Genomic DNA, 21,636 nt, shown 5'->3' with positions numbered 1-21,636 from the left:
GAATGGCTGCTCAGGAAAGGGGCGATTGATGAGCGAACAGCCGGACGAGGAAGAACGGCCAGAGCCGCGCGGTATTCAGACGCTCACCAGGGACAGCCGGAGCGCCAAGATGGCTGCCGGGACCCGGCTGCGGAACTATTTTCTGACTGGGCTGATCGTCGCCGCGCCGGTCAGTATCACCGTCTATATTACCTGGTGGTTCATCACCCTCGTCGACGGCTGGGTGAAGCCCTTTGTCCCGGCCATCTATCTTCCGGAGACCTACCTGCCGTTCACCGTGCCCGGCGTCGGCCTGTTCTTCGCCATCGCCGGCCTGACGGTCCTCGGCGCCCTGACCGCCAATCTGTTCGGCCGCACCGTCGTCAGCTATGGCGAGTTGATGCTCAACCGCATGCCGATCGTGCGCAATGTGTATCGGGCCCTGAAGCAGATCTTCGAGACGGTGCTGTCGCAGAGCCAGAACTCGTTTCAGAAGGCCGGTCTTATCGAATATCCGCGCAAGGGCATCTGGTCGATCGTATTTATCTCCACCGCCACCAAGGGCGAGATCGTGCGCAAGTCGCCGGTCGACGGCGATATGCTTTCGGTTTTTCTGCCGACCACGCCCAATCCGACCTCGGGATTCCTGCTGTTCGTACCGAAAAACGATGTCGTCATCCTCGACATGAGCGTTGAGGACGCCGCCAAGATGGTCATTTCCGCGGGGCTCGTGATACCGGGGCAACGCGACAAGGCGGCACAGCTGGCGAAGGTTGCACAGAGGCGGCGCAAGATGCGCGCGGCGAGACGATCATCGGAAAGGGCCGCGGAGAAGGCCGGCGAAAGTGCCCCGGAAACGGTGACTTAGAGCGTTCGCCGCTGTCGGGGTTAGATCGGGTCCCTATTCACGGTTGTGGTACCAGCCGACGAACAGGGTCATGACGAGAATTTTGATATCAAGCCAAAACGACCAATTCTCGATGTAATAGATGTCGTGGGCGACGCGGGCCTGCATGTGCTCTACGGCCTCGGTCTCGCCGCGCAAGCCGTTCACTTGGGCCCACCCGGTCATGCCCGGCTTGACCTTTTGGCGCGCCTTGTATCCCTGGATCAACGCCTCGTAATACTCGTCGTGCTCCACTGCGTGCGGCCGTGGACCGATGAGCGACATGGTGCCGAGAAATACGTCGATGAGCTGTGGCAGCTCGTCCAGGCTGGTGCGCCGGAGCAGGCGGCCGACCCGCGTGACCCGAGGGTCGTTGCGCTTGGCCTGCACGATCTCGCGCTCCGCCTGATCCGAATGATACATGGTGCGAAACTTGCGGATCAGAAATGCTTCGTTGTTGAATCCGTAGCGGCGCTGGCGAAAGATCACCGGACCTGGCGTATCCAACTTGATGGCAAGCGCAACGAGAAGCAGCACGGGCGAGAAAATGAGCAGCAAAATGGCGCTCAATACCTTGTCCTCGAGCGTCTTTACAACCGCCGCCCAGTCTGAAATCGGGATTGCGGCAACCTCGTAGACCGAGACCCCGCCTAGAAGCGTCTTCGACATGCGTTGAAGCTGATAGCCCACAAGGTCCGAGCCGAGATAGATGTCGACCGGCAACTCCGAAAGCTCGCTGACAATGCCGCGCAGTCGCCTGTCCGCGCTCCACGGTATGGTGATGACGACGGTCGAAACCTCGCCGCGCCGAACATATTTGACGAGGTCATTGAGATTGCCCAGAACCGGATAATCCAGCCACTTGCTGGACAGGCGCTCGACCCGATCGTCGAAGATGCCGACGATCTTGTGCCAAAGGCTGCCCGAGCCACGAAACTGCATGAGAAAACACTCCGCCTGCAGCCCGCCGCCGACTACCGCGATCGAGCGGCCCATGCCCTTTGCCGCGCCCCACCTGCGAAGGAAATAAAGTATGACGCCACGCGAGGCGATGAGGAGCACCGTCGCCGAGGAGAAGGTCGACGACACCCAAATGCGCGAGAACTGTCCCTGGAGTTTGAGCGAAAAGGAAAGCGCCGTCATCAGCAGGAACACCGTCACCATGATGATGAACAGCCGGCCCATGCGGCGGGGCCAGGCGGTAATCGTTTCAACCCGATACAGATCGGCGCGACGAGCCAAGTATATGAACAGGGCGACCATCGCCGCCATCGCCGCGCCGTACTGCAGCGGGATTTCGATGCTCCCGCTTCTGTAAATGGAGTAGGCCGCAGCGCCGCTCAGGCCAATAATCGCAGCGTCGGAAATCTGAAGCAGACCGGGAATGAGCTGCTCCGAGAGGACAGAGAGCCGGCCCTTCCCCTTGTCAGTGCGCGCGGTCAAGGACGCATCGCGCGGAACGGACTTGCGTCCCGTCGCAGGGCGTCGGTCAGCAAGAACCCCGTTCCGCGAGACCGACACTCCCCTCAGTCCGCCAATTTCCGAAGACATACCCCTGGCCCCCAATTCCAACGCGGGCAGAACGAATCCCCAAAGCCGATTCGAATTTCTCGTCCCTTAATCACATTATCACGAACACCTTGCAAATCACCAGCCAAACCACGGAATTTGTGCTCGTTTGCGATTGCGACTGCGCGCCGTCAACGGCGTTTGGCAACAAGTCTGAACACCGGGGTCACGCCTGTGTCAAGCGTCTCACAGTGATGTGCCACTCGGCAGGAGTACTTGATTTTGTTGACAAACTGATAATCGTGTTGCGCTTCCCGCAGTCTGGAGAGACGATGCAGTCACCTGCAACACCGCAGTTAACCAAGTCGATAAATTTGTGTACCGACTGTGACTCAATCACGTGCTGGCTTAAGTCTGTAACCTAAGCCTCAGATTTCGACGTGAGTTCGCAATCAAATTGACCAACCTTGTGCGACCATTGCCGCAATCCTGCAAAGCGGTCGGCGAGCCGTTTGCCGCGGCAGACTTCAGTTGCCTTCGCTTAGGCGTTTGAGACGGTCCTTGGCATCCTCAAGACCCGGATAGCTTGCGCCTTTCTGCACCGCCTTGCGGAGTGCCGCCAAGGCAAGCTCAATATTGCCGCGCTCGCTCTCGACGACGCCGAAGTGGTAAAGGATTTGTGGGTTGTCCGGCCTTTGCTTTGCCGCCAGCTCAAGATTGACGGCCGACCGGCCGAGGTCGCCGAGCCGGTATTGCAGCCAGCCCAGCGTGTCGAGATATTCCGGTTCATTGGAGCGCTCGAGCAGCTCGATGAGCGGCAAGCTGGCGTTCAGTGCCTCCTGATCTTGATATTGAAAGTCGGAAATCAGCGCCGCGAGATTGTTGGCGGCGATGAGGCTGCTCGGTACCAGTTTGAGAGCCCGCTTATAAGTGACGGTGGCCGCCTCATATTCCTCGTTCAAGATCTGGACCTGTCCGAGCACCAGAAGCAGGGGTGCCTTCCATGCCGCCCGATCGACCCCCGCTTGCAGGACGGAGACCGCTGCGTCGCGGTCGCCACCGCTGAGGCGGATGCGCGCGAGCGCCAAATAGGGTGCATACCAATCCGGTTGCACAGCGGTAGCCTTGGCGTATGCGGCGGCAGCCCCCTCGCTGTCACCCTCGAGCGCCAGCAAATGCCCCAGCAACAGGTGCGACGGGGCGTTTTCCGGCGCCTCCGCCAGCCTCTCTTGGAGGATTTTCTGAGCCGAGGCAAAATCTTGCTGGCCCAGCGCGGCAATCACCATGCCGGCGACCGCTGCGTCAGGATTTGGCGCTTGCTCGCGCACCTGCTTGAATTGATCAAGTGCGGTATCGTACTCGCCCCGTGACAGTGCCAGAGCGCCACTCAATTCGGTTCCCGGCAGGTGTCCGCCTGGCGCCCTTGTGATCGCGGCGATGACGCGCTCTGCCTGGCTCCAATTGCCGCGGGCGATGAGAAGCGCCGCCTTGGCGCGAAGCGGATCGATCATAGAGGGCTGTACCTCGATCACTTCGTCGATGAGATGCAGTGCCTCTTCTCTCTCGCCTTGGCTGGCCAGCAGCGAAGCGAGGTCTTGCTTTGCCGACAACTCCTCGGGATGAAGAGCGATGAGCCGTCGCAGCGTGTCGACCGCGAGCGCGACTTCGCCATTCACCAATTGGGCGATACTCAGCAACTGCAAGGCGGTTTTGGAATCCGGGGCAAGCCGCAGTGCGTCCCGCAGGTCGCTGATTGCCGCATCCGCTCGCGTTTCATCGAGCGCCAGCCGCGCGCGCAGGATCAAAGCGTCGGGACCGTCGAAGCCCCCCTGAAGGGCCGCGTTGACGAGCATTTTCGCCTGCGCGGTATTACCTTCGGCGCGGGCGAGATGAGCAAGACCCGCCTGCGCGGTCGCATAATCTTTGCCCGGTTCGGCGCGGTCGATGACCGACCGGAGTACCGTCTTTGCTTCCGCGAGATTGCCATGCTCGGCAAGCATGTCGGCGAGCTTGAAGCTCAGCACGTGATTTGCTGGATCCGCAGCGACGAATTTCCGTAGCACTTGAAAAGCGGCTTCAGGGGATCTGCGCTGCACCAGCAGTTGGGCGAGTGCAAACTTCGCTTCGTTGCCGCCAATGCCTGCGGCGACCGCGTCGCGCAGCACCTTTTCAGCGTCGTCGACCCGGTCGCGGCTGGCGTAAATCCGCGCCAGGGCAAGCTTGTAGGCAAAGTCATCCGGCCGCAGCTCGAATATGCGGTCGTAAACAGCTTGGACGGCCGCCATGTCGCTCTCGGCGACGTGAAGCTCTGCTTTGTAGGTAAGCAAGGAAAGGTCGTCGGTGTTCTGCTCGAGGGAGATCACAAGCTGGTCGAGCGCCCGACCGACTTCGCCCGAAGCTGCGAGCACGCGCGCAGCCAGCAACCCCGCCTGGGGATTAGCGGGCTGGGCTCTCAAAGCCGCCTCGGAAAAATTGCGTGCCTCGCCGAGATAGCCTTGGCGAAGGCTCACTGCCCCTTGAAGGATCAGAACCTCGACGTCCCTCGGTGCCAGCGCGGCCGCGGTCTGAGCCTGCGCATAGGCCTGATCCATTTGCCCGTTCCACATAAAGAGATAACCGAGACGGAGCTGCGCCGGCAGATGACGGGGATGTTCAAAAACGATCTGCAAATAGTTCGTAAGAGCCTGCGGCCACTTCTCTTCTGACTCGTTGATACGTCCAAGATAATAAAGTGCTTCGGCGTTTTTCGGATTGATCTGATTGGCGTTCTTGAAGGCCACCTTTGCGACAGCCAACTCGCCGGAAGCAAAGAGAGCTTTGCCCCGCTCGATATTCTCGGCCTCACGCGCCTTGGGGTCGCTGCAGGCCACAAGCAGAAGAAGGGTCGCGACTACCGCCGCAAAGCGAGAAGCCTTTCCCAGGGCACTGGCGCCCGCCGCCTCTCGCTTGCCCAATACCGTCATGTTTCAGCGACGCTCCCACAATGACCGGCCGTATGCGATTTGAAGCTATCGATGGAAAACCCGTTTGTCCCGATGAGCTTAAATCGAATTCTTCAAAAACATATAGATTTTCGCGCATTTTGGCTAATGCAGCACGCTCTATTCTAATCCGGCACGTGCTCGGAGATTTCGGCATACGCACTGCGCAGGAATCTAACGATGCGCGCGTCCGCCTCGGCAAAATCGCCTCTGACCGCCACACCGGTCGTGAGCTGCACAAGCGCTCCGTCCGCTCGATTCTTGGTAAGTCGATCCCAGAAGTTCATCCAATTGACGATATATTCGTTCGCCGTTTGCCGGCCGCGCTGTTCGAACCAGTAATAGACAAGCTGCTGCCTGTTCGTGCCGTCGATGACGGCGCGGTTAAGGGTGACGGTGCCGGCCGGGTTCAAGATCCCTTCCACGCGAGCCTTTTGAAAATCGGTAATCTGCCAGCCGTCGGCCCGCATGCAAGAGGGGAGCGGATGCCGGGCAACCCGGTTATTCAAGGAGCCATAATAGGCAATGCAGAGGCTCACCGGATTGCTGTCGCTGACGTGCCGGTAGTCGGCGAGTATGAAATCGTTGATACCGGGCTCTTGAGCCAACCTTTCGAACTGCGGATCGCTCGGCTCCGTGCTGCCATGCCAACCATCGATCCACAGCGGAAAGCCGGCGAGTCGTGACGGCGCAGCTTCGACACCCGCGCGCGTGGGCAGGACGTTCATGCCCACCGCCATCACCGCAAGAAGGACGATCGCGGAGAGCGTCGAGAAAGGCAGTGCCCGCAAAGCGCCGGATTGCTGTCGTGCGCCGCGTGTCGACAATGCCCGGTCTTCAGTCCGCGTCGGCCGCAACAACTCGAAGCGCAGCAAATGCCTCAGCGATCTCCTATGGCCGGTGAGACGCGAAAGCAGCAGCACTTCGGCGAACAGTACAATGACACCGAAAATGAAAATGAGCCAGCTCTCGAAAAAGTGCAGAAACCCTTCCGCTGCCGCGACTGTCACATAGCGCACGAGCAGCCCCATGATGGCGAGTCGACCGCTGTTTATGACGATAGTCAACGGCGCAGCGGAGACAACGATGATGAACTTGGACCAAATTCCGCCGCGATAAAGCAAGGCGAGGAGATATGCGAAGCCGAGGAGCGGGAAGAGGTAGCGCAGGCCATCACAGGCCTCGGCAACCTGCATCTGATAAGCACCGAGATCGATTAGGTTCCCCTCAAGATAAACGTCGACACCGAGCGCGCGCAGAATGACCACGCCCAACCTTGCGGAAATGAGTTGCATTTCGACCGACAGGCTGGTGTGGAGGATCAGCGGCAGCGGCACCATGAAAAGCAGACAGCCTAGCGGACCCGCGATGATTCGGACACCTCGCCAGCCGAATTGCGCCACGGCAAGTCCAAAGACCGTCATGAGGAGCGCGTAAAAGACCAGAGTGTGGGCCGTGCTGAGCTGGCCAGCGAGGGCGATGAAAAGGCTGGCGGCGATGATGACCAGTCCGGCCCAGGATCCCTCTGTGCTGAGCCGAGCCAGGTCGTTGCGGCGCTGCCAGATGAGCCACGCGCTCAAGGGCGGAATGAGATAGGCGTAACTATATTCATCCCGCTCCCACTGATCGACGAGTTCGAAAAGCCCGTTCCAATAGATGCCAAGGAAGGCGACGATGGCGACAACCCACCAGCCGCGATGAAGCCTAGTCCACGTTACCGCCGCATCTTCACTCATAGCGCACACATTTTTCCCGGCGAGCCATTGTTTTACAACAAGAAACAGCACCGGCAGTTCTCATTTGGCGGCACGCCATGCGGTTCTGGAGGCGCCCCGCCGTAACCCTTATGGCCATATTGGCAAACCTGCAACACCTGGCCAATATCGCGGGATCACCTTGCAGCGATTCTCCATGCCGCGGGTCGGCCGACTCGTTCGGCTCTTTTGGGGAATGATATAGGGCCTTAACGTTAAAAATGGCTTGCGATTGAAGAGCCATGTGTCGTATTCTTATTAAAACGGTTTGACACGGGACCAAAACGGCGCAAGCGGCAACGAGATGGGCGCGTTTGGTCAAGTGCGATACGAATGCATATTGAGGTACAAAAGGGGGGCAAGAGTAAGGCAAGGACTTAGGTACATACTGTAAGTTGCAGCTGGGGCACATAAAAAGGTGCGGCTGGGGTCACGCTGGGGGCAGCGATGAAGACACTACTCGGCGCTAGGCTGGGGCTGGTGGGGTTGTTTGTGGCGTCTCTGGCCGCCAGTATCCCTGCAAATGCAGCCTTCAAATTGACGATTGCTGATTCGGCAGTCGCGGGCACTAAAGTTGCCGTCACGGAGCAGAACGCCGGCGATAATGCTTTGGCGTTGGCTCGATCGATTGCGTTCCTTGATCGGTCGATCCCGGATTGGACTGGCTCCCTGGAACTTTTAGGAGGTTCCACTGGTAGCCCTGCCTTTCTAACGCTGCGCGGTAGCGTGGATCCGACCAAGTCCGATGCGGCAAGTTTGATCATAACGTTGGCCAGTGCCGATTTCGCCGGGGCCTCAGTGACCCCCGCACACTTCAATTTGGATTTCTCGGCTTCGCGATCTGACGCCGCCGTGAGCCGCACGGCCGATCTCTATGTCGACGATGCCGATGCGGAGTTTGGTAGCGGAGCGCGCCCAGACGGCTTCCTGTCGGTGGCGAATCGCGTTGACTTCACCGTTCCAGGTCAAAACGTTACTGGATTGGCCGATCCGTTTTCGAAGAGCATGAACATGCTCGTCGCTTACGACGCCAAGGGCACGTCCTCTTCCGAGGACACCACGCGCATTGCGCCGATCCCGGGCTCGCTCGTTCTGTTTGGTTCGGCCCTTTTGGGCCTGGTTCTCACCGGGCGGTTCGGCCGCCGCGCAAACGCCACGGCCTGATTAGGTCCCGTTCGAAAACAACCCGACTTGCCAATGGGTTCCGCTCTCTTTGAAGGGGGCGGCATCGCGTGTCGCCAGATTCCCCTTTCTGTAAATCATCCCGCCCTAACGAGGCGGATCGCGTCGTCTTTCGAAAACAGGTAGAGAAGCGTGCGCAGCGCCTCGCCGCGGTTTGACAGAAGCTGTGGGTCGCGGGCCAATATCAGCTGCACGTCCTTGCGGGCGGCCAGCAGCAAGCCGCCATGCAGCTCCGGCCGGGCGATGCGATAGCCTGGCGCCCCGCTCTGGCGGGTGCCGAGAATTTCGCCTTCGCCGCGCAACCGCAGATCCTCTTCGGCGATGAAGAAGCCGTCGTCGCTTTCCCGCAGAGTCTCCAGGCGCGCCCGCGCCGGCTCCGACAGAGGCGCTTTGTATAGAAGGACACAGGACGAGCGCCATTGTCCGCGCCCGACCCGGCCGCGCAATTGATGAAGCTGGGCAAGGCCGAATCGCTCGGCGTGCTCGACCACCATGATAGTGGCTTCGGGAACATCGACGCCAACTTCGATCACCGTGGTTGCCACCAGGATCGCGGTCTTGCCGTTGGCGAAGGCCGCCATCGCCGCGTCCTTGTCCTTGCCGCTCATGCGCCCGTGCACAAGACCGACGCGGTCGCCGAAAACCTGCTTCAATGCCGCGAATCGGGATTCCGCCGGGGTGACGTCGAGAGCCTCGGATTCTTCCACCAGCGGGCAGACCCAATAGACCCGCGCGCCCTCGTCGATGGCCCGCTCAAGCCCGGCAACGACCTCATCGAGACGGGTAAGCGGCGCAACCCGGGTGTCAATGGGCAGACGGCCGGCCGGCTTCTCGACAAGACGTGAAATGTCCATATCGCCGAAATAGGTGAGCACCAGCGTGCGCGGAATCGGCGTTGCCGTCATGACCAGCAGATCGACACCGTCCGCGCTCTTGGCCGCAAGCGCCAGGCGCTGATGCACGCCGAATCGGTGCTGCTCGTCGACGACCGCAAACGCCAGGTCGTGGAACATCACCTGCTCCTGGAACAGCGCATGGGTGCCAACCAGGATCGACAGATCGCCCGACGCAAGGCGTTTAAGAACATCCTCGCGTGCGCGACCTTTCTCGCGGCCGGTCAGGAGCGCCGCGGAAAGCCCGGCCGCTTCGGCCAGTGGCGCGATGGTGACGTAATGCTGGCGGGCGAGAATCTCCGTTGGGGCCATCAGCGCCGATTGGTGGCCGGCTTCGGCAGCAAGAGCCATGGCCAACAGCGCGACCACGGTCTTGCCACTGCCGACATCGCCCTGCAACAGCCGCAGCATGCGCTCGGGCGCCGCCATGTCGGCGAATATCTCGGCAAGCGCCGCCTCCTGCGACGAGGTGAGCGAGAAGGGCAGGGCCGCGCGGATGCGGGCGCGGATTGCGCCGTCGCCGGTGATCGAGCGGCCGCGGCCGCGCTTGAGCTGCGCGCGCACCAGCGCCAGCACCAGTTGGCCGGCCAACAGCTCGTCATAGGCGAGCCGCTCGACCGGCGGGCCCAGCGCGGCGATGTCGCCCGGGTGCTCGGGCATGTGGATGCGCCGTACGGCCTCAGTGAAGCTCGGCCAGTTGCGTGCGGCGCGCATCTCGGCGTCGATCCATTCCGGGAGCTCGCGCACCCGCGCCACCGCCTCGCGGATGACGGCGCCCAGCACCTTGCCGCTGAGCCCTGCGGTCAGATGGTAGACCGGCTCGATCAGCGGCAAATCCTCGAGGCCAGCCTCGTCGAGCACATAGTCGGGATGGACGATCTGCAGCGCGCCTTGAAAGCTGTCGATCCTGCCACTTACATGGCGCTTCTCGCCTTCCGGCAGGATTCGTTTCAAATAGCGCGGCTCGGACCTGAAGAAGACGAGCGTGATTTCGCCCGTGTCGTCATGGCAGCGTACCCGGTAAGGGCGGCCGGCTCCCCGCGGCGGCTCGTGGTGGCCGACGGTGAGCGCCAAGGTCGCGTATTCGCCCGGCGACAGCGCGGCTACCCGAGGCCGGTGCCGGCGGTTGATGACGTTGAAGGGTAGATGCCAGAAAAGATCGACGACCCGCGGTTCCCCGACCTCGGCGCCGCGTCCGGCCAGAGCCTTGGCGATCAGCCGTGCGCGCTTGGGGCCAACCGAGGACAAGGACCGGATCGAGGCGAACAGCGGGTTTAGCTTTTCGGGGCGCATGGGATCGGGCCTGGGGATTCGGCAAAGGATTGCCGAAAGCTGGAAATAAGCAAGCGCGGCGACTATAGATGCGCGTGCTGCCTGGAGAAAACCGATGACCGAAGACCGCGATGCCGACCGCCGCAAGCGCCTGCGGTTCCGCGCCTGGCACCGCGTCATGAAGGAAATGGACTTCATTCTCGGCAGCTTTGCCGACAGCTATCTGGCACGGATGAGCGCCGCGGAGATCGATGCCTTCGAGCGGCTCATCGAGATGCCGGACGCGGACCTCTTGTCATGGATATCGGGCAGTGGCGATCCACCCGACCCGGATCTGACCGGCCTCGTCGAAAGGCTGCGCGCGGTGACGCTACAGCCTGAGGATTATCGCTGATCGCCGGCCACCAAAACATGAACGAAACGAAGATGTTGAAGGTTCACGCGCTGCCGGATCCGAGGCGTCCGGGCGTCACCCTGCTGGCCGGCGTTCCGGAGGGCTTCGACGCGCTGGTGCTGGCCGATCTGGCGCGGCTGCGCGCCAGCGGCGGGGCAGGGCTCGCCCTGTGCCACGTTGCCCGGGACGATCAGAGGCTGGCAGCGCTTGCCGAAGCGCTTGCTTTTTTCGCTCCGGACATCGAAATTTTGGCGCTTCCGGCCTGGGATTGCCTGCCCTTTGACCGGGTTTCCCCGAGTTCCGCCCTCGTCAGCCGGCGTCTTGCCGCTCTTGCCGCGCTCTCGCGGGGGCTTGACCGCGACCATGCCGCCGTCTTGCTGACCACGGTCAACGCGGCGCTGCAACGCCTCATGCCGCGCGCCGTGCTCAACGCCGCCTCGCGCGCGCTGCGCCCCGGAAACCGGGTCGACATGGGCGAGCTGACCCAATGGCTGACTACCCACGGCTATGAGCGTGCCTCGACGGTGAGGGAGCCCGCGAGCTTCGCGGTGCGCGGCGGCATCCTCGATCTGTTCCCGGCCGCGGCCGAACAGCCGGTGCGGCTCGATTTCTTCGGCGACACGCTGGAATCCCTGCGCAGCTTCGATGCCCAGACGCAGCGCACCGCGGCGCAGGTCACGGAACTCGACTTGTTGCCGATCAGCGAGACGCTACTGACCGAGGACTCCATCCGCGCCTTCCGTGCCGGCTACCGCCGGGCCTTCGGCACGGTCACCGGCGAAGATCCGCTCTACGAGGCGGTGAGCGCCGGCAGGCGGGCGCCGGGCATGGAGCATTGGCTGCCGCTGTTCTACGGCAAGCTGGAGACGTTGTTCGACTATATCGGCAACACCCCGATGAGCCTCGACGCCCGGGTGGAGGAGGCATGCGCCGCGCGCCACGAACAGATTGAGGAACACCATGCGGCCCGCGCCTCCGGCCAGGCGGCACCCATCGCGGGCGTACCGCCGTACCACCCGTTGCCTTCAGACCGACTCTATCTGACCGAGGTGGAATGGAGCGCAGCGACCGGCGCAAGACCGGTGGTCCAGGTTTCGCCCTTCCTGGCGCCGGAAAATGCCGAGCTAGAGGGGCGCGTCTTCGCCATGGGCGGCCGCCAAGGGCGCACATTCGCCGCCGAGCGGGGGCAGGCCGATGCAAACGTTTTCGAGGCGGCCGCCGCTCATGTTCGGGGCCTCAATCAGCAGAACAAGCGCGTTGCGGTCGCCTGCCATACCGCCGGCTCGGCGGAGCGCATGGGCCATATGCTCGCCGACCATGGGCTCAAGGAGCTGCGCCCGGCGGAAAGCTGGCAAGCGGCGCAGGCGCTGCCGCGAGGAGTCACGGCGCTCGTCGTGCTGCCGCTCGAGACCGGCTTCGAGACCGATCAGGTCGCCATCCTCTGCGAGCAGGACATCCTCGGCGACCGGCTGGTGGGCCCGCGCCGGCGCGCGCGGCGTGCGAGCGACTTCCTCACCGAGGCGACGAGCCTCTCCAAGGGCGACCTCGTCGTCCATGTCGACCACGGCATCGCTCGCTTCGAGGGCTTGCGCACCATCGAGGCCGCCGGCGCGCCCCATGACTGCCTGGAGCTGATCTATTCCGGCGGCGACAAGCTGTTCCTGCCGGTGGAAAATATCGAGCTTCTGTCGCGCTACGGCAGCGAGCAGGCGGGCGTGCACCTCGACCGGCTCGGCGGCGTCGCCTGGCAGACCCGCAAGGCGCGCCTGAAGCGCCGCATCCGCGAGATGGCTGGCGAGCTGATCAAGATCGCGGCGGCCCGGGAGTTGCGCCCGGCGCCGGTGCTGTTGCCGCCGGAGGGGCTGTTCGAGGAGTTCTGCGCCCGCTTCCCGTACGAAGAGACCGAGGATCAGGCAGCCGCCATAGACGCGGTGATCGCCGATCTGGCGTCGGGCAAGCCGATGGACCGGCTCATCTGCGGCGATGTCGGCTTCGGCAAGACGGAGGTGGCGCTGCGCTCGGCCTTCATGGTCGCCTTGAGCGGGCATCAGGTGGCGGTGGTGGTGCCGACGACGCTGTTGGCGCGCCAGCACGCCAGCACATTCATCGAGCGTTTCCGCGGCTTTCCGGTCAATATCGCCCAGGCCTCGCGGCTGGTCTCGGCCAAGGCGCTGGCCGAAACCAAGGCGGGGCTCGCCTCGGGCCGCGTCGACATCGTCATCGGCACCCACGCGCTGTTGTCGAAACAGATCAAATTCAAGGACCTGGCGCTTCTGATCGTCGACGAGGAGCAGCATTTCGGCGTCGCCCACAAGGAGCGCCTGAAGCAGCTCCGGGCCGAAGTGCACGTGCTGACCCTGACCGCGACCCCGATCCCGCGCACCCTGCAGCTGGCGCTGACCGGCGTGCGCGATCTGTCGATCATCGCAAGCCCGCCGGTCGACCGGCTGGCAGTCAGGACCTTCATCACCTTGTTCGACCCGGTGAGCGTGCGCGAGGCGCTGCTGCGCGAGCATTACCGCGGCGGCCAGAGCTTCTTTATCTGCCCGCGCATCGCCGACCTGCCCGAGGCGGAGGCATTCCTGCGCCGGCACGTGCCGGAAGTGAAATACGCCGTGGCGCATGGGCAAATGGCGGCGAGCCGGCTCGACGACGTCATGACCGCCTTCTATGAGGGCCGCTACGACGTTCTGTTGTCGACCAGCATCGTCGAATCCGGCCTCGACATCCCCACCGCCAACACCCTGATCGTTCATCGCGCCGATATGTTCGGCCTTGCCCAGCTCTACCAGCTGCGGGGCCGCGTCGGCCGCTCCAAGACTCGCGCCTACGCGCTCTTGACGCTGCCGCCGACCCGGCGCCTGACCGCGGGCGCTGAGAAGCGGCTGAGAGTGCTGCAATCGCTCGATACGCTTGGCGCCGGCTTCCAGCTCGCCAGCTACGACCTCGACATCCGCGGCGCCGGCAACCTGCTCGGCGAGGAGCAGTCCGGACATATCCGCGAGGTCGGCTTCGAGCTCTACCAATCGATGCTCGAAGAGGCGGTGGCCGAGCTTCGCGCCGGCGAGGGCGCGCCCATCGACGGGCAATGGTCGCCGCAGATCTCGCTCGGCGCGGCCATCCTGCTGCCGGAAAGCTATATCGCCGATCTGGAGCTGCGCCTTGGGCTCTATCGCCGCCTGGCGATGGTCGAGAGCGAGGAGGAGATCGCCGCCTTCGGGGCGGAACTCTCAGACCGCTTCGGGCCGCTGCCGGAGGAGGCCGACCAGCTGCTCAAGCTGGTCGCCATCAAGCTCCTGTGCCGGCGGGCCAATGTGGAAAAACTCGACGCCGGCCCGCTCGGCGGCGTCGCCACCTTCCGCCATGGCACCTTCGCCAACCCGGAAGGGCTGATCGCCTTCATTACCGGGGAAGGCGAACGCGCCCGCGTCAGGTCGGACCAATCCTTGGTTCTGAGACGCGACTGGGACACGGTCGCGGAGCGCTTGCAAGGAGCCGAGACCATGCTGCGCCAGATCGTGCACATCGCCGAGCAGACGGAGCCCGCGGCCGCGCGCGCCTGATGCCTCCGGTTGCGATGCCTCAGCTTGCGTGCTCTCCGGTGCGGGCTTGTGCCTTCAGACCGCCGTAGGCGCGATCAATGGCCTGGACCAGGACCGACGGGTCCTGAGCGCCCATCACCACATATTTGGCGGCAAAAATGAAGCAGGGAACCCCGTGCACCCCCATGCGCTGGGCGAGATGGACCTCCTTGGCGACCTCGTCGCGGTCGGCATCGCCGGCGAGCAGGCGATCGACCAAGGCGCGGTCGAGGCCGGAAACCTCGCCCACCTCGGCCAGATAATCGCTGTCGTTCAGGTCGCGCCCTTCGATGAAATAACCGGCAAACAGGCGCTCGACGGCGACCTGCTGATTGCCGGCCGACGCAGCCCAGCGGACCACCCGGTGGGCGTCGATGGTGTTCGGCGACCTCTCGATCTTCTCGAACGCGAAAGGGATGCCTTCCGAAGCGCCGGCCTGCTTGATGGAGGCATAGACCTCGTCGGCCCGATCCGGCCCGAACTTCCTGTCGAGATATTCCTTCCGGTCCATGCCTTCGGGCGGAATCGAGGCGTCGAGCTGAAACGGCCGCCAGCGCACGTCGACGGCAATGTCGGTACGTTCGGTCAGCGCCCGCTCGAGCCGACGCTTGCCGATATAGCACCAAGGGCACATGACGTCGGAAATGATGTCGACTTCGAGGATCGGGGCCGGGGAGGACATGTGACGTTCCAATTGTCGGCAATAATCGAATATGGCGCATTCGCCGGGCAATGCCAAATCGCGGTCAGTCAAGTGCCCGCAACGCTTCGCCTTTTGCCACCCTTTCATTGAGGCGCTTGCGAAGATCGGCGCGGCGCATTTTGCCGTTCGGCGTGTGTGGCAGCTTGTCGATGGCGACGATCTCGCGCGGCACCTTGTAGGCGGCAAGATGCTCCCGGGCGTGGGCGATGAGGGCGTCGGCATTGCCGCCGCCGTCCCGCCACACCACGACGGCGGTGACAATGCTGACATCCTCGGCGACCTTGACCTCCACCGCGGCGGCCTCCTGCACGTCCGGATGGGCCGCGAGCACCGCCTCGACCTCGACCGGCGAGACGCGATAGCCCATCGCGTTCATCATGTCGTCGGAGCGGCCGGCGAGCCACACATAGCCGTCTTCGTCCAAGGAGCCCTGATCGCCGGTCAGGAACCAGTCGCCGCGGAACATCTCGGCTTCTTCCTGCGGCCGGTTCCAATAGCCGAGCATCAGGCCGGGATCGGAGCGGTGGGCGGCGACGACGCCGACCTCGCCCAGGGCAAGCGGCGTGGTGCCGCCCTCGACCGGCAGTATGGCGATGTTGCGGCCGGCCTGCGGGCGGCCTGGCGAGCCCGGCTTCGGCGGCGTCGAAGGCGAAGAGGAGATATAGGTCGAAAGCTCGCTCATGCCGAAGGCCTCGTAAAGCGGTCGGCCGGTGCGCCGCTGCCATTCCGCGGCGATGGCCGGCGGCAGCGCCTCGCCGGCGGTGAGCCCGTGGCGCAGCCGGCCGAGATCGTCCGGCGCGACGTCGCAATATTTCAGTATCTGCCTGTAAAGTGTTGGTACGGTTGCGAAAATCGTTGCTTGGGCGCGTTTGATGAGGGTCGGCCAGACACGCACGTCCTTCTCGCCGGTATAGACCACGGCGGTGGCGCCATTGGCCCACGGGTCGGTGAGCCCGGTGCCGAGCGTGTAAGTCCAGTTGAAGGCGCCGGCATGGAGCATCACGTCGTCGCTCTCAAGCGCGTACCAGCCGCGATACATCGGCCGCCGGCCCCAGGCCGCGCGATGGGCGTGCAGCACGCCCTTGGGGTGGGCGCTGGTGCCGGAAGTGTAGATCAGAAAGGCCGGATCGTCGGACGCCGTGTCGGCAAAATCGGCAAGCGGGCCGGAGCGGCGCATTTCGGCGATAGCGGTCCGATCGAAGCTCAGCACGTCGGCCGGGACGCGGCCGACCGCGAGCCTGGCCGAGCGCGCGATCGCCTTGGAACCGCTGTCTTCGAGGAAAAACGCGACCTCGTGGGCAGTGAGCTGGCTCGAGGCGGCGATCGGAACAAGGCCGGCGCCGGCCGCGGCGAAAAACAGAAGTGCGTAGTCCGAGCAATTGTCCATGCGGATGAGAATCCGGTCGCCACGCTGCAGGCCGGCGGCAAGAAGGCTGCCGCCGATGCGGCTTACGGCCTCAAAAATCTCGCCATAGGTCCAGACTTCAGCCGGCGCCGAGGCCTGCAGGTCGTCATAGACGATCAGCGCCGGCTTGCCGGCAGGGCGGCCTTCGGCCGGCCCCAGGCAATAGCGCGCCATGTTGAACCGCCGCGGCAGGACCTCATTGCTGCTCATGGAGGCGGGATGTGGCGGCAAACGCGCCCGCTGTCAAATGCCTCAGGCGCGCCGGGCGAGCTTGATCCTGTCGACCCGCCCCGATTTTTCACGGGGAATGGCGGCGACGGGCACGACGCGGTCGGGGATCTTGTGCGCGGCGACCTTGCGCGAGACGAAATAAGCGCGCACATCCTGGCTCGAAACCTTGGCGCCGTCCGCCGGCACCACGGCCGCTTCGAGGCGCTCGCCCAAGAGCGGGTCGGGCACGGCGTAGACGGCGGCGTCTCCGATGCTCGAATGGCGGCAGAGCAGGTGGTCGAGCTCCGGCGCCGACAGGGCACCGTGGCCCAAATGGATCACGTCGCGGTCACGCTCCAAACAGTCGGCGGACGGCGGGTTGGTCATGCAGATCTGCGCCCGCACGCCGGTGGCGACGAAATCGCCGTTGGCGCCATTGGCCGGCTCGACAGCGGAGGCGGCCCGCTCCTCGGCCGATCCGATTTCGGCGCTGGGGACCATGGCGCCGCGCACCTCCAGGCTGCCTGCAAGCGCCGGGCCGCCGGCGGCCTTCTGAATGCCGCCGTGAACGCGGGTTTCCAGCACCACCGGCCCCGAATCGCCGTCCATGCCGAGACGGGTGGCCCCCAGCGGCACCCGCCCGGGCACGGCGCCTCCCGTGCGCGGCAGCGCCAGCATGGCGGCTTCGCCGAGGGCGTAGAGGTCGATCATCGGCACATCGTCCGCCTCGCTTGCGGGGAAGGCTTCGGCGCGGGCGAGATAGGGAGCAGGCCAGGCGCAGCCGACGCGCTTCAGCTGCGTGCGCGCCGATGACAGGGCGCCGGCGGCAGACAGGGTTGCGATGAGGCCCGGCGGCAGAATGGTGTAGGTCGCCCGGTAGTCGACCAGGCTTTGTTGCAGCAGCCGCGCGTCGAATGGATGATGCAAGGCAAGCGTCGCGCCGGCCAGCACAAAGGGACCGAAGGCGGCGGCAAACGGCAACAGGCTCGTCGGTGGATAGGGCGTCAGGATAACGTCCCCGCTCGCGAGATCGGCCGCGGCGATGTGATGGAGGGCGGCCGCGACCAGCTGGTTGTGGCTACGCGGAACCGGGCGCGGCGCGGCGCCGCCGCTGGCTTCGAAACAGATGGTCGCGACGTGGTCGGCGGCCTGGGTGCGGTAGCGCGGCGGGGGGGTGCTTGGCGCGGTCTCGCCGCCGAGCCCGGCATCGAGCGAAACGACCCCGTCGGGGACCTCCGTCCCGAAGGCGAGCACATGGCGAACGCTGAAATGTTCGCCGGCGACAAGGCGCATCATCTCGGCATGCGCGTGGCCATCGATGCGGGCAGCGGTGATCAGCGCCCGCGGCGCGACCTGGGAAAGCGCCAAATTGAGGTCGTGCTCGCGCCACAGGGTCGGCAGCGGGCATGCGATCAGCCGGGCGCGGAACAGCGCGAGCAGCACCAGATAGGCCTCAAGCGTATTAGGCAGCTGAACGGCGACGACGTCGTCTTCGGCGAGACCCAGCGAAGCGAACCCTCCGGCCAGCGCTTCCATGACGGCGGCGGCCTCGGCAAAGCTCAGCCGCCGCGACGCGCCGTCGGTAAAGGAGCGGCGATCGGGAGGGTCGATCAGCGCCGTCCGGTCCGGCGCCTTGCGTGCCGTGGCGAGGAACAGCTCGTCGAGCGCGAGTTGGCCCCAGATGCCGTCGGCCATGTGCGCTGCGATCTCCTCTTGCCGGCTCAGGATCATAAGATCGGCTCCAGCTGTTGTACTCAACTCATCGTGGCGCCGACTTGCCGGCGTCGCGGGACCACCAGGCGTCGATCAGATAGCCGTACAAGGACGTGTTTTCCGGCCGCTCGATCCGACGCCACCTGGCGACCCACTGTCGCGGCAGGTGGAACAAGGGAATCACATACCGTCCCGATAGAAGAACCCTATCGAGCGCGCGCGCGGCTGCAACAAGTTCCTGCCGCGTGCGGGCGGCGATCAGCGCCGCAATCATCGCGTTGACCGCCTCGTCGCGGATTCCGGCATAGTTTCGACTGCCCGGATCGTCGGCCGCGGCCGAGCTCCAATAGAAGAGTTGCTCGTTGCCCGGAGACAGCGAGTTGTACCAATGGTGGAAGACCATGTCGAAATCGAAATTCTGGCGGCGGCGCTGATATTGCGCCGAATCGACGAGCCGGACGCGGGCAACGATACCGGCGTGGCGCAGCCCGCGGGCATAGACCAGACTAAGGCGCTGCTGTTCGCGCTCGGCGACCAGGATCTCTACGGTGAACCCTTGACCGCTGGCGGCGTTGATGAGGCGCCCGTTCTTCAGCGCGTAGCCGGCGGCGGCCAAAAGGGCGATCGCCTGACGCCGATTGCTCCGGTTGCGGCCGCTTTCGTCGCCGACTGGCTGGCGGAACGTGCCGTCAAGAATGCCGGACTCGATGCGCTCGAGCCAGGGGGCGAGCAGGGCGCGCTCGGCGGCGTCGGCCGGGCGCCCGAACGAGGCCAGTTCCGAGCCGTGGAAATAGCTTTGCGTGCGCTCGTAAGCGTCGAAATAGAGATTGCGGTTGAGCCATTCGAAATCGAATAGCAGCGTCATCGCCTGGCGCACGCGCGGATCGGCGAACAGCGGCCGGCGCGTATTGAAAACGATCGCCGACATGCCGGCCGGAACCCCGGTCTCGAATTCCTCATTGACGACGCGCCCGTCGCGCAGGGCGGGAAAGTCCAGTCCGCGCACCCAGCGCGCCGGGTCGTCCTCCGGCCGCACGTCGATGATGCCCTTCTTGAAGGCCTGTAACAGGGCATTGGAATCACGGAAATATTCGATCGCGATGGTATCGAAATTATAGCGCCCGCGATTGACCGCGAGGTGCGCGCCCCAATAGTTCGGGTCGCGCCGGTAGACGATACGCCGCGAGGGATCGGCAGTTTCCACCACATAGGGGCCGCTGCCGACGGGAATTGCGAGCCCGGTCTCCTCGAAGCGCTCCGGATCGACGAGGTGCCTGGGCAGGACCGGCATCAGCCCCATGATCAACGGCATCTCGCGGTCGCCGTCGGGCAGAAAATCGAAGCGCACCGAGCGCGGTCCCGTCGCCTGCGCCCGGGTCACCTTGGCGTAGTAGGTGCGGTGGTTGGGCATCCCATGGTCGCGCAGCAGCGCGTGGGAAAACAGAACGTCCTCGACGGTGATCGGGGTGCCGTCGGAAAAGCGCGCCTCGGGTCGCAGCACGAATTCGACCCAGTCGCGCTCGTCCGGCGTCTCGATGGTTTCGGCAATCAGGCCGTAGAGGGTGAAGGGCTCGTTGAGCCCGCGCGCCATCAGGCTTTCATAGACATAGTCGCGCAAGCCGCGCGCCGGCACGCCCTTGACGATCAGCGGATTGAGGCTGTCGAAGCTTCCCAGCGCGCCAAGGGTCAGCCGGCCGCCCTTCGGCGCCTGCGGGTCGACATAGTCGAAGTGGGTGAAACCCGGCCCGTGCAACGGCTGCCCGTGCATGGCGATTGCGTGGGTGGGCGCGGCGTGCAGGGCACCGGCCGGCAGCAGGAAGAAGGCCGCCAGCATTGGACCGATGAGGCGCGCCGTTTGCCGCTGTCTGACGGCGCTGTGGGAACCGCGGAAGAAGATCGTCACACCGTTTGCAATCGGAGCCTGCGGCGGGTTAGAATTTTCCGGCGTCATTCTAGCACGGACGCGGGGCGGCTTGCGCGCGGCGCGGTTCGCCGTTGCCGGGGTTGCTCTGTGAGTGGGGCCTTTCGTGGCCCGGTATCCTTTGCTAGAACCCCTGGCAATTGCTAGAAGGCATCGCTTACGGTGCAGACACGCTGTTGCCGCAATTGCCGGTCATGGGGTGGCGTTTCGGGGCGCCCGCGGCGGCGGCCCGATTCGGCGCGCCACCGATGTCCAAAAGGCGAAATTGGGCACAGCATCGAACACTCATGGAGAGGTAACCATCATCATGTTGTTGAATCGCGAGCATAGCGACCGCCCGCTTCGCCACGTCCTTTGCTCGGCGGCGACGGCCGTCGCCTTTCTGGGTCTCGTTGCCGGCGGAGCAATGGCGCAGCAAAGCGACCAGCCCGCCGGAGCCCCCGCCGCGGGCGCCGAAGAAGCGAAAGGCACCGCCTGGATCAAGCTCTGCACCACGGACGAGGAGACCAAGAAGGAGCAATGCCTGGTGACCCAGGAGTTGCGTGACGGCAATAGCGGCGAGCTCCTGGCGTCGGGCTCCGTGCGCATCGCCGCGGATCAGAAAACACTGCTGATTTTCGCGGTGCCGATCGGCGTCCTGCTGCCGCCCGGCGTTCGCATTCAGATCGATAACGACAAGCCGACGGTAGCGCCCTATACGATATGCTTTCCACAAGCCTGCGTGGTGCGCATGGAGGTCGACGACGCTTTCGTCGCCAACATGAAACGCGGCAGCCAGATGACCGTTTCGGTCCTGAACGCGGAGCGCAAGGCGTTGGGATTTCCGCTCACCCTGGTCGGCTTCACCAAGGCCTATGACGGTCCGCCGCTCGATCCGGAGCTGTATAAGCAGGCGCAGCAGAAGCTCACAGAGGAAATCAAGCGCCGCGCCGAGGAAGCGCGCCAGAAGCAGGAACAGCAGCAAGGGCAGCAGCCGCAATAGCGCCGGCCGCGCCAATGTCGTAAAGAGCGCCGGAAACGGCGTTCTTTGCTTTCCTGGACGGTTATCTAGAGCGGTTCATGGTTATAGGGGATCGATTCGATGGGCCAAATCGGTTCGTCCGGGCAGGCGTGGGCCGCGACGCGCGATACGGGATATCGGGCGAGCGCCGCAACGAACCCGGTGGGCCGATTTGGCCCACCGAAGGCCGGGTTCTTTTGCGCCGTGGCGGTGTTGCGGCTGTTGGCCGATGCACCGCATCGCCCGGCGAGCC

Annotated in this window: 14 protein-coding genes; 5 read left to right on the top strand and 9 right to left on the bottom strand. The window is 64.2% G+C overall.

Going from position 1 to position 21,636, the window contains the following annotated elements; translation table 11 throughout:
- The first annotated feature begins 109 nt into the window (after nucleotides 1-109).
- Nucleotides 110-847: a DUF502 domain-containing protein gene (locus Q8P46_01025; GenBank protein MDP2618756.1), complete on the top strand. Its 738-nt coding sequence runs from the start codon at nucleotides 110-112 to the stop codon at nucleotides 845-847.
- A gap of 33 nt (nucleotides 848-880) precedes the next feature.
- Here Q8P46_01025 and Q8P46_01020 read toward each other — a convergent pair whose 3' ends face one another.
- From Q8P46_01020 to xrtD, 3 genes are all read right to left on the bottom strand, one after another.
- Complete coding sequence (locus Q8P46_01020; GenBank protein ID MDP2618755.1) at nucleotides 881-2,308, bottom strand: undecaprenyl-phosphate glucose phosphotransferase; 1,428 nt, start codon at nucleotides 2,306-2,308, stop codon at nucleotides 881-883.
- A 593-nt stretch (nucleotides 2,309-2,901) separates the two neighbouring features.
- The gene (locus tag Q8P46_01015) at nucleotides 2,902-5,337 is read right to left on the bottom strand and encodes a tetratricopeptide repeat protein (protein ID MDP2618754.1); all 2,436 of its coding nucleotides are present in this window, start codon (nucleotides 5,335-5,337) and stop codon (nucleotides 2,902-2,904) included.
- 143 nt (nucleotides 5,338-5,480) lie between these two features.
- Nucleotides 5,481-7,142 carry a VPLPA-CTERM-specific exosortase XrtD gene (gene xrtD / locus Q8P46_01010; protein MDP2618753.1) on the bottom strand — a complete coding sequence of 554 codons (1,662 nt, stop codon included), beginning with the start codon at nucleotides 7,140-7,142 and terminating at the stop codon, nucleotides 5,481-5,483.
- Between the two features lie 414 nt (nucleotides 7,143-7,556).
- Here xrtD and Q8P46_01005 point away from each other — a divergent pair, with 414 nt between their 5' ends.
- Nucleotides 7,557-8,273 (top strand): hypothetical protein, encoded by a 717-nt coding sequence (locus Q8P46_01005; protein ID MDP2618752.1) that lies wholly within the window; start codon nucleotides 7,557-7,559, stop codon nucleotides 8,271-8,273.
- A gap of 95 nt (nucleotides 8,274-8,368) precedes the next feature.
- On the opposite strand, the gene recG is transcribed toward Q8P46_01005, so the two are convergent.
- Nucleotides 8,369-10,477 carry an ATP-dependent DNA helicase RecG gene (gene recG, locus Q8P46_01000; GenBank protein MDP2618751.1) on the bottom strand — a complete coding sequence of 703 codons (2,109 nt, stop codon included), beginning with the start codon at nucleotides 10,475-10,477 and terminating at the stop codon, nucleotides 8,369-8,371.
- Between the two features lie 94 nt (nucleotides 10,478-10,571).
- Here recG and Q8P46_00995 point away from each other — a divergent pair, with 94 nt between their 5' ends.
- Nucleotides 10,572-10,850 (top strand): succinate dehydrogenase assembly factor 2, encoded by a 279-nt coding sequence (locus Q8P46_00995; GenBank protein MDP2618750.1) that lies wholly within the window; start codon nucleotides 10,572-10,574, stop codon nucleotides 10,848-10,850.
- 32 nt (nucleotides 10,851-10,882) lie between these two features.
- Entirely contained in the window at nucleotides 10,883-14,413 is a 3,531-nt protein-coding gene (gene mfd / locus Q8P46_00990) for a transcription-repair coupling factor (protein MDP2618749.1), read from the top strand.
- Nucleotides 14,414-14,432: 19 nt separating this feature from the next.
- Here mfd and Q8P46_00985 read toward each other — a convergent pair whose 3' ends face one another.
- From Q8P46_00985 to Q8P46_00970, 4 genes are all read right to left on the bottom strand, one after another.
- Nucleotides 14,433-15,113: a DsbA family oxidoreductase gene (locus tag Q8P46_00985; GenBank protein ID MDP2618748.1), complete on the bottom strand. Its 681-nt coding sequence runs from the start codon at nucleotides 15,111-15,113 to the stop codon at nucleotides 14,433-14,435.
- A 64-nt stretch (nucleotides 15,114-15,177) separates the two neighbouring features.
- Complete coding sequence (locus tag Q8P46_00980; GenBank protein MDP2618747.1) at nucleotides 15,178-16,749, bottom strand: class I adenylate-forming enzyme family protein; 1,572 nt, start codon at nucleotides 16,747-16,749, stop codon at nucleotides 15,178-15,180.
- A 42-nt stretch (nucleotides 16,750-16,791) separates the two neighbouring features.
- Nucleotides 16,792-18,480, bottom strand: a complete 1,689-nt coding sequence (locus Q8P46_00975; GenBank protein ID MDP2618746.1) for a class I adenylate-forming enzyme family protein — start codon at nucleotides 18,478-18,480, stop codon at nucleotides 16,792-16,794.
- Between the two features lie 28 nt (nucleotides 18,481-18,508).
- Nucleotides 18,509-20,365: an extracellular solute-binding protein gene (locus tag Q8P46_00970; protein ID MDP2618745.1), complete on the bottom strand. Its 1,857-nt coding sequence runs from the start codon at nucleotides 20,363-20,365 to the stop codon at nucleotides 18,509-18,511.
- A 325-nt stretch (nucleotides 20,366-20,690) separates the two neighbouring features.
- Here Q8P46_00970 and Q8P46_00965 point away from each other — a divergent pair, with 325 nt between their 5' ends.
- Nucleotides 20,691-21,365 (top strand): invasion associated locus B family protein, encoded by a 675-nt coding sequence (locus tag Q8P46_00965; protein MDP2618744.1) that lies wholly within the window; start codon nucleotides 20,691-20,693, stop codon nucleotides 21,363-21,365.
- Between the two features lie 65 nt (nucleotides 21,366-21,430).
- Here Q8P46_00965 and Q8P46_00960 read toward each other — a convergent pair.
- Nucleotides 21,431-21,636 (bottom strand): hypothetical protein (locus tag Q8P46_00960; protein MDP2618743.1); only part of this gene is annotated, 206 nt, incomplete at its 5' end.

This window comes from Hyphomicrobiales bacterium, assembly GCA_030688605.1.
Classification (GTDB): domain Bacteria; phylum Pseudomonadota; class Alphaproteobacteria; order Rhizobiales; family NORP267; genus JAUYJB01.
The sequence above is the reverse complement of the archived record's forward strand: the minus strand, read 5'-3'. Positions and strand labels throughout refer to the sequence as shown.

What these genes read in the sequence shown, in the direction of transcription:
- Q8P46_01025 (MDP2618756.1), top strand. Translation starts at nt 110, where the DNA reads ATGGCTGCCGGGACCCGGCTGCGGAACTATTTTCTGACTGGGCTGATC.
- Q8P46_01015 (MDP2618754.1), bottom strand. Translation starts at nt 5,337, where the DNA reads ATGACGGTATTGGGCAAGCGAGAGGCGGCGGGCGCCAGTGCCCTGGGA.
- Q8P46_01005 (MDP2618752.1), top strand. Translation starts at nt 7,557, where the DNA reads ATGAAGACACTACTCGGCGCTAGGCTGGGGCTGGTGGGGTTGTTTGTG.
- recG (MDP2618751.1), bottom strand. Translation starts at nt 10,477, where the DNA reads ATGCGCCCCGAAAAGCTAAACCCGCTGTTCGCCTCGATCCGGTCCTTG.
- Q8P46_00995 (MDP2618750.1), top strand. Translation starts at nt 10,572, where the DNA reads ATGACCGAAGACCGCGATGCCGACCGCCGCAAGCGCCTGCGGTTCCGC.
- mfd (MDP2618749.1), top strand. Translation starts at nt 10,883, where the DNA reads ATGTTGAAGGTTCACGCGCTGCCGGATCCGAGGCGTCCGGGCGTCACC.
- Q8P46_00985 (MDP2618748.1), bottom strand. Translation starts at nt 15,113, where the DNA reads ATGTCCTCCCCGGCCCCGATCCTCGAAGTCGACATCATTTCCGACGTC.
- Q8P46_00980 (MDP2618747.1), bottom strand. Translation starts at nt 16,749, where the DNA reads ATGAGCAGCAATGAGGTCCTGCCGCGGCGGTTCAACATGGCGCGCTAT.
- Q8P46_00975 (MDP2618746.1), bottom strand. Translation starts at nt 18,480, where the DNA reads ATGATCCTGAGCCGGCAAGAGGAGATCGCAGCGCACATGGCCGACGGC.
- Q8P46_00965 (MDP2618744.1), top strand. Translation starts at nt 20,691, where the DNA reads ATGTTGTTGAATCGCGAGCATAGCGACCGCCCGCTTCGCCACGTCCTT.